We start from the raw sequence: 8,264 nt of genomic DNA, 5'->3' as shown, positions 1-8,264 counted from the left end.
TCAGATTTAAATAGAAGCCCTGGCCAACTATTCTGCAAGCGCACATTCATACTATGAAATACCTTCAACAATCATTTACTGTAAAATTTGAGTATAAAGTATATTTTACTTCCGGACTTTTTAACAAATCGAATACGCTGTTGAATGATTTTTTGAAAGGTCCCGGGATTATTCGTAAAATTCTTTTTGTTGTGGATGCGGGTGTAGGTCTTGAGGTAGTTCAGCTGTTGAAGGATTATTTCAGCATTCATCATGCCGTACAATTAGTTCCTGAAATAGTGATTGTTCCCGGTGGTGAAATTGTAAAAAATGACACTCAATATTTTGATCAAATATTGGAAGCTGTAAATAAACATAAAATCGACAGACACTCTTATATTGCTGCTATTGGTGGTGGCTCGGTGCTCGATCTTGTTGGATATGCTGCCGCTGTGTCTCATCGTGGAATCAGGCATATACGCATCCCAACTACAGTTTTATCACAGAACGATTCTGGTATTGGCGTTAAGAATGGCATTAATTATTTTGGTAAGAAAAACTTCCTTGGAACCTTCGCACCGCCCATTGCTGTTTTTAACGATGAACTTTTTTTAAACACCCTCTCTGAGCGCGATTACAGATCCGGAATCTCTGAAGCTGTGAAGGTTGCGCTCATTAAGGATCCCGATTTTTTTGATTGGATAGAGAACAATGCTGCTGCTCTGGTTGAGCGTGATCGCGAGGCGATGAATTATTTAATCTGCAGATGTGCCGAACTCCATATGCAGCATATTGCAGGCCGTGATCCATTTGAATCAGGCTCTTCCCGTCCGCTGGATTTCGGACATTGGAGTGCTCATAAACTTGAGCAACTTTCAGATTTTGAAGTGCTTCATGGTGAAGCCGTAGCAATGGGAATGGCCCTGGATACGGTTTACTCCAATTTATGTGGGTATTTGTCGGATGTAGAAAGCCAAAGAATTATCGATCTGTTAAATAAGCTTGGTTTTGATCTGGTACATCCCTTGATGGATGTAAGTGATGATAGTTCACCAATCCTGCTTGGCCTGGAAGAGTTTCGTGAACACCTCGGTGGCGAACTGACCATTATGCTGCTTGAAAAAATCGGACAGGGAATTGAAGTTCATGAAATAGATCCTGAAATACTGAAAGAAGCTTCTCAATTATTAAGAAAGAAGCTATGAAACTTGAGTCTGGGCATTTAAGTTATTGTACTAATATCCACTCAGGTGAAAGCTGGAAGGATCATTTTGAGGCAATAAAGAATAATTTCCCCGGCATAAAAAAACAGGTTAGCCCAGATCTGGCTATGGGTATAGGTTTGCGATTATCTAATTCTGCAAGTACCGAATTACTTCATCCGGATGAAATACAGGGTTTTAAAACCTGGCTGAATGATAACGATGCCTATGTTTTTACGATGAATGGCTTCCCTTATGGGGATTTTCATCATGCAATTGTGAAGGATCAGGTTCATGCTCCCGACTGGACAAGCGAAGCACGACTTGAATATACGGTCAGGCTTTTTAAGATTCTGGCTGAACTCCTGCCGGAAGGTATGGAAGGAGGAATTTCTACTTCTCCGCTTAGTTATAGGCATTGGTTCCCAACAAAAGAATTGTCTGAGGAGGCAAAAAAAACAGCAACTAAAAATATTATTCTTGTTGCCGAAGAATTGTTTAGGTTAAAAATAAGTAGCGGCATAAGGATGCACCTAGATATTGAACCTGAGCCCGATGGGATGCTTGAAACCGGTGCTGAATTTATAGCATGGTATGAGAATATGCTGATCCCTATGGCAAAGTTAATTTTGACTGATAGTTTGAAGATTAGTGATTTAGAGGCTGAAGAATGTATTAAAGAGCATATTTGTTTATGTTATGATGTTTGTCATTTCGCCATAGGATATGAACAGCATTCCGAAATTTTGGAACAGCTCGATAAAAAAGGAATAAGAATAGGAAAGATTCAGATTAGTGCAGCGCTAAAAGCGGATATGCCTGAGGATGCAAATTCCAGAGTAAGTATAGCTGAAGCTTTTTCAAAGTACAATGAATCTACCTACCTGCATCAGGTAGTTGCCAGAAATATTGATAGTTCATTAATTCGGTACAGAGATCTTCCGGAGGCTTTAAATGATTCATTAAATCCGATGGTGAAAGAATGGCGGGCACATTTCCACGTCCCTGTATTTGCAGAAGACCTTGGTTTGCTAAGATCCACTCAGTTGGATATTGTTGAAATTTTGAATATTCAGAAGAGCAAGCTTTTTACAGATCATTTAGAAGTTGAAACCTATACCTGGGAAGTGCTTCCCGATTCATTAAAGATGCCAATCGATCAAAGTATCATCAGGGAGCTGAAATGGGTCAAAGACATACTTGAATAAATTTGATGTGATGAAGAAAACAGTTGTAATTGATGTTGTAGGGCTTTCAACTTCGGTCATCGGAGAACATATGCCATTTTTGAGCAATTATGTAAGCCGTAAACATCTCACAAGAATAGAACCTGTACTGCCGGCATTGACCACCTCTGCACAATCCACCTATCTGACTGGTAAATGGCCTTCAGATACTGGCATTGTGGGTAATGGCTGGTATGACCGGACAGACTGCGAAGTTAAATTCTGGAAGCAGTCTAATAAGCTGGTGAGCGGTGAAAAAATATGGGAAATTGCAAAAAAAGAGGACCCGTCTTTCACTTGTTCAACAATGTTCTGGTGGTATAATATGTACTCAACCGCCGATTATGCTATTACCCCAAGGCCGAACTACCTTGCTGACGGTCGTAAGATGCCTGATTGTTATTCTCATCCGGCAAGCCTGCGTGATGTGCTGCAGGAGAAATTAGGGGATTTCCCATTATTTCAGTTTTGGGGTCCGGGGGCTAATATTAAATCGACTCAATGGATTGCAGATGCATCGATGATTACAGATGACCTATATGATCCTACCCTGAGCCTTATCTATCTGCCGCATCTCGATTATTGTCTTCAAAAATTCGGACCTGATTTTACTAAGATTCAAAAGGAATTAAACGAAATAGATGATGTACTTAAAGGACTAATTACATTTTATGAAAATAAGGGGGCAGAAATCATCCTGCTTTCTGAATATGGAATATCACCGGTTAAAAATCCTTTACATTTAAATCGACTTTTCAGAGAGCATGGTTTATTGGAAATCCGTATAGAACGCGGACTCGAATTACTGGACCCTGGGGCATCAAAAGCATTTGTAGTTGCCGATCATCAGATCGCTCATGTGTATATCAATGATCCATCAGTTAGGGTAAAGGTAATGGAATTGTTGAAAGGTGTTTCAGGAGTGGAGCTTATACTAGATAAAAAAGAGCAGGTAGCTTACCATATCGACCATGAGCGTTCTGGAGATTTAGTTTTAATGGCTGATGAAGACAGTTGGTTTACCTATTATTTTTGGATGGATGATAACAATGCACCGGATTATGCACGCTGCGTTGATATTCACAAAAAACCCGGATATGATCCTGTTGAGATGTTTATGAGCTCAAAACTAAGGGCAGGATATAAATTATTAAGAAAAAAGGCAGGTTTCAGATATGTGATGGACGTAATACCACTGGATGCAAATTTGATTAAGGGATCACATGGAAGAACTGGGGTCAGGCCTGAATATCAGCCGGTGCTGATTACTGATCAAAAACAGGAAGGATCGCTCATTTCTGCTAATCATGTATTTAATGTTATTCTGTCATCGCTACGAAAACAAGAGTAATAATTCTTGTTGATAGGGGAGGTAGTATTTTTAACGGTAGTTTAGTTATTTGTCATGGATTTTAGATATCTTGTATTCTAATTGAATGATTGTCTTAACTATTTAAGTTTCAATGTCTGGGCGCAAAAAATTTATTCAGCAATTGGGGCTAATGGCCGGTGCTTTTTCGGTCAATAGCATTTTCAATCAATTGCAAGCGGCAGAAATATCATCCGCAAATAGTCAGGTAAAAAATTTAAGTCCTGAAGCAATTGCCTCAAATGAAGATTATTGGAGTGTTATTCAACAATCTTATACAGTTAGTCCTAATATTATAAATCTTAATAATGGAGGAGTAAGTCCCGCGCCCCGGGTTGTGCAAGAAGCAGTTGAACGATATAACAAATTAAGCAATGAAGGCCCTTCCTATTTTATGTGGAGGATACTTGATCAGGGCCGCGAGCCATTGCGTGAAAGCCTTGCAAGTCTTGCAGGATGTGAAAAGGAAGAGATTGCAATCAACAGAAATGCTACGGAAGCGTTAAATACAATTATTTTCGGATTGGATTTAAAGGCGGGTGATGAAGTTATTGGGGCATTGCTTGATTATCCCAACATGGTGAGTGCCTGGAAGCAACGTGCTCTGCGAGAGGGCGTAGTTTATAAGCAGCTTAGCTTTTCATTCCCCATTGAAAACGATGAAGAAATAGTGGCTGCTTATGAGAAAGCAATAACGCCTAGAACGAAAATCATTCATGTAACCCACATTGTGAATTGGGTTGGGCAAATTATGCCGGTCAGAAAGATATCCGACATGGCACATAAATATGGAATTGAGGTGATTTGTGATGGTGCACACTCCTTTGGCTTGCTTGACTTTAAAATTCCGGATTTGCATTGCGATTATTTTGGAACATCCCTACATAAGTTTTTAAGTGCTCCAATTGGAAGCGGGATGCTGTACATCAAAAAAGAAAAAATTGAAAAAATTTGGCCTTTGGTTAGTAATCCAAATCCTAGATCCTTCGATATCAGAAAATTTGAAACCCTTGGCACCCGAAGTTTTCCTATTGAGCAGGGTATTGGGGAAGCAATAAATTTTCATAATGCGATAGGAAGTAAGAGAAAGGAAGATCGGGTACGTTATTTGAAAAATTATTGGGCAGAGAAGGTAAAGGAAATTCCTCGGGTTAAAATTCACACTTCTTTAAAACCTGAATATTCCTGTGCAATATGCGGCTTCAGTATAGATGGGATTAGCCCAAGAGAACTGGATAGTAAATTGTTCAGTGAATATAAAATCCATACAGTGCCAATTGTTTACGATACAGCAAACTGTGTTCGAGTAACTCCGCATGTATATACCCGTTTGAATGAACTTGATAAATTCGTAAAAGCTGTTGGGGAGATTGCTGCAAAGAAATAGGCATTCAAATATATACTCTTATCTGTTGAGCCATTATCAATTTTTTGCTCATTCTAATTTTTTGTGCCTGAAATTTAATACTGGATCAGGTTATCGCAAAATAGGTTATCCAAACATGAATAAATTAATATAAAAACTTGCCTACTTTAATAAAGCAGGAATTATTCAATGTTGAATTATCCATCATGTGGAAACAAAACATATTAACACCGGTTCTGGGTTAGGAATTAAAAATAAGAAAGCTAGGGTACTAATTGCAGCAGTTTTGGTCGTTATCGCTAGGATAATTGTTGATATTTGTGACCTATTTATCCTTAGCATTGTAAGAGTGCCAAGTTATAATCAACGTGCCTGTTAGGGCGGGACTTAACAGGCAATCTTATTTTTCTGTCGAATATTCATATAATTGGATTACTCCTTGGATGTATATTATGGTATAGACCTTCATTGTTTCTGCGGCAATTGGTGTAATTAGATTGGTTGTTTTATTGCACGGTATTTTATTGGCTTATTTCTTTTCACTCTTCAGTAATGCCGACAAATTTAATAATATTCTGAATTTATCCCGGAACTCGACTGTAAGCAGAGCCATAGGAAGGTGATGCAAAAATGAGAACTTTTAAGAAAAAACAGTGCTATTCAGGTTCTACAGTTATACATTAAATTCGGGTAAAATAAAATATAAAAATCCCTGCTGATATTAATAGGCCGATTAACATAGGGAGATACCGTTTTAAGTTTAACATACCTTGTTTTTTCTCTGAATTTATCTTCTGGATTAGGGCGTATGCGAGCAAGAAGATTGTTGGGAATAACACATAGGGATAAATATTTGCTGGTATAAATTGACTGCCAACAAAAATTACAATTAACCCGAATATAGACATGTATTTAATTTTCATATTTTAAGTTTATAATATTCACTAATCCCGCTTCGGACCAACTTCTAGCCAAGCTACATAACATGAATCAGACATCGCTACTTGCAACAATGTCGCAGCACCATGGCATAGTAAAGCCGATAATCCAGCCGTGGCCACATCTAAAGGTGCAGAAGCAATATGAGCGCCAATTCCTGCCGCAGTTGCTATAGCGAGGCAATTGATATATTTCCTGTCACGAAAGGGATCTTCTGCAGGAGCAGCTTGCATAGTCCGGAAATCTTTTTGCATCTTTTTGGTAAGCTCAATTTCTATCAAAAATTTTTCAATTAGCTTCTTTGTTTCTTTTTGAAAATAATCTACATGATAATTATCATTCAAATATATTAATTTTTGATTCTGCTTCACAGAATATAAGTCAAAAGCTTGCGACGATGTAAAACCTAATGCTCCTCTGGTCGGTGTTGTCACCGTACCAGTATTGTAAGAGGAAGCATGGTACAGCACCAAGCACAGGAAATACCAACCATAGATAAATTTCTAACATTCTGTCTTTCAGTGCTAATTAAAAATAATTTTAGTATTATTATATTTTAATCATTAGAATTAAAATATGGCTAAACTTGAAAACAGCGACCGCAGATCATTTATCAAATCTTCAGGTGCAGTTGTAATTGGAACTGGACTTGGATTATCGGCTGCACTTCCTAAAACAACCTTTGCCCAAAGCAAGAGCGTATTGAAAGTAGCTTTGATTGGTTGTGGTGGCAGAGGTACTGGTGCTGCTAGTCAGGCAATTAAAGCGGATCCCAACGTGATTATTACCGCTATGGCGGATGTTTTTCAAGATCGTTTGGATAGCTCTTATGATATTTTAATGAAAGCCCATCCCGATAAGATAAAGGTGCCAAAGGAGAATAGATTTGTCGGTTTTGATGCTTACAAGCGTGTAATGGAGTCGGATGTGGATGTGGTTTTATTGACTACTCCTCCAGGTTTTCGTCCCGATCAACTAGTTGCTGCAGTTGAAGCAGGAAAACATATTTTCTGTGAAAAGCCCGTGGCCGTTGATGCTCCGGGAGTGCGTAAGGTGTTGGCAGCTTCAAAAAAGGCAAAAGATAAGGGCCTTTCGCTTGTATCAGGTTTTACTTTCCGTTATGATCTTCCAAAAAGAGAGCTTTTCGGGAGGGTCCAGAATGGCGACATTGGTGAAGTCAGAATGGTTAACTCTACACGCAATGGTGGCGGACTCTGGTATTTTCCCCGTAAGCCCGAATGGACTGACATGGAATATCAAATGCGCAATTGGTATTATTATGACTGGTTATCAGGCGATTTTATCGTTGAAATGGTGGTTCATAATATGGATATGATGACCTGGGCTTTGGGTAGTAAGATGCCTTTGAAAGCTTTCGGAACCGGTGGTCGGCAGTCGAGGGTAGAGAAACAATGGGGTAATATTTATGATCACTTTGCCATCGAATTCGAGTTTGAAAATGGCGTTAAAGGCTATAATTTTTGTCGCCAGCAGGATGGATGTTCAGGTAAAAACTCAGTAGAAATTATCGGTTCGGAAGGTACTGCATTGTATCAGGGCCAAACACATAAAATAAGCGGTAAAACGAATTGGAATTATGAGGGGGGTGAGAAGAGAGATATGTATCAAGTTCAACACGATGAGCTTTTTGCTTCTATACGTTCGGGTAAGCTTTTAAATGATGGAGAAATGATGGCCAACAGTACTATGTTAGGTATTCTGGCTCGTATGGTTGCCTATAGCGGACAAACCATTACCTGGGAGCAGGCAATGAATTCGGAGAAGGTAATTGGTCCTGATTTTAATCAGTATAGTTGGGATCTGAAATGGCCTGTATCAGAGCCTGCAGTTCCGGGAATAACTAAGGTTTTGTAAAAAGGTCTCGCAGAGGTATGAGTGGTACGGCGACAACACCGACCACAGGACCGACCATAGGGTGATAAGTGGAATGGTGCACCAAACATAGGACGGCTTCAAGACTATCAAATAATGAATACTTAAAACAAATAATATGATAAATAAAACATTAATTCTTTTTTTCGTATTGCTAATGACTAGCAACATTGCTTTTTCACAGGATGTGCTTTTTGAATTTGGTACTTCCAAAAGTATGGACGACGTTCTTTCTGGTGCTAAAGTAAAATATTCTCCATTGAAATGGGTTAATGTCAATACAACAAAAG

Annotated in this window: 6 protein-coding genes; 5 read left to right on the top strand and 1 reads right to left on the bottom strand. The window is 38.9% G+C overall.

Features of this window, described 5'->3' with window-relative positions:
* The first annotated feature begins 53 nt into the window (after window positions 1-53).
* From ACILQF_RS07815 to ACILQF_RS07800, 4 genes are all read left to right on the top strand, one after another.
* Entirely contained in the window at window positions 54-1,184 is a 1,131-nt protein-coding gene (locus ACILQF_RS07815) for a 3-dehydroquinate synthase (protein WP_395626860.1), read from the top strand.
* Window positions 1,181-2,389 (top strand): metabolite traffic protein EboE, encoded by a 1,209-nt coding sequence (gene eboE, locus ACILQF_RS07810; protein WP_395626859.1) that lies wholly within the window; start codon window positions 1,181-1,183, stop codon window positions 2,387-2,389. Before ACILQF_RS07815 ends, eboE begins: the two co-directional genes overlap by 4 nt.
* A 10-nt stretch (window positions 2,390-2,399) precedes the next feature.
* Window positions 2,400-3,758, top strand: coding sequence for an alkaline phosphatase family protein (locus ACILQF_RS07805; protein WP_395626858.1), 1,359 nt, complete (start codon window positions 2,400-2,402; stop codon window positions 3,756-3,758).
* A 112-nt stretch (window positions 3,759-3,870) separates the two neighbouring features.
* Window positions 3,871-5,163 carry an aminotransferase class V-fold PLP-dependent enzyme gene (locus ACILQF_RS07800; protein WP_395626857.1) on the top strand — a complete coding sequence of 431 codons (1,293 nt, stop codon included), beginning with the start codon at window positions 3,871-3,873 and terminating at the stop codon, window positions 5,161-5,163.
* A 923-nt stretch (window positions 5,164-6,086) separates the two neighbouring features.
* Here ACILQF_RS07800 and ACILQF_RS07795 read toward each other — a convergent pair.
* Window positions 6,087-6,515, bottom strand: a complete 429-nt coding sequence (locus tag ACILQF_RS07795) for a hypothetical protein (RefSeq protein ID WP_395626856.1) — start codon at window positions 6,513-6,515, stop codon at window positions 6,087-6,089.
* 142 nt (window positions 6,516-6,657) lie between these two features.
* On the opposite strand from ACILQF_RS07795, the gene ACILQF_RS07790 reads away from it, so the two are divergent.
* On the top strand, window positions 6,658-7,956 hold the full coding sequence (locus tag ACILQF_RS07790; protein WP_395626855.1) for a Gfo/Idh/MocA family protein: 1,299 nt from the start codon (window positions 6,658-6,660) through the stop codon (window positions 7,954-7,956).
* Window positions 7,957-8,264: the final 308 nt, after the last annotated feature.

It is taken from the genome of Daejeonella sp. (assembly GCF_044232565.1).
Classification (GTDB): domain Bacteria; phylum Bacteroidota; class Bacteroidia; order Sphingobacteriales; family Sphingobacteriaceae; genus Daejeonella.
Note: the sequence above shows the minus strand (reverse complement) of the source record. Positions and strands in the feature narration are given on the sequence as shown.

Excerpts from the sequence above, each read along its gene's own strand:
- ACILQF_RS07790 (WP_395626855.1), top strand. The coding sequence starts at position 6,658 with ATGGCTAAACTTGAAAACAGCGACCGCAGATCATTTATCAAATCTTCA.
- ACILQF_RS07805 (WP_395626858.1), top strand. The coding sequence starts at position 2,400 with ATGAAGAAAACAGTTGTAATTGATGTTGTAGGGCTTTCAACTTCGGTC.
- eboE (WP_395626859.1), top strand. The coding sequence starts at position 1,181 with ATGAAACTTGAGTCTGGGCATTTAAGTTATTGTACTAATATCCACTCA.
- ACILQF_RS07800 (WP_395626857.1), top strand. The coding sequence starts at position 3,871 with ATGTCTGGGCGCAAAAAATTTATTCAGCAATTGGGGCTAATGGCCGGT.
- ACILQF_RS07815 (WP_395626860.1), top strand. The coding sequence starts at position 54 with ATGAAATACCTTCAACAATCATTTACTGTAAAATTTGAGTATAAAGTA.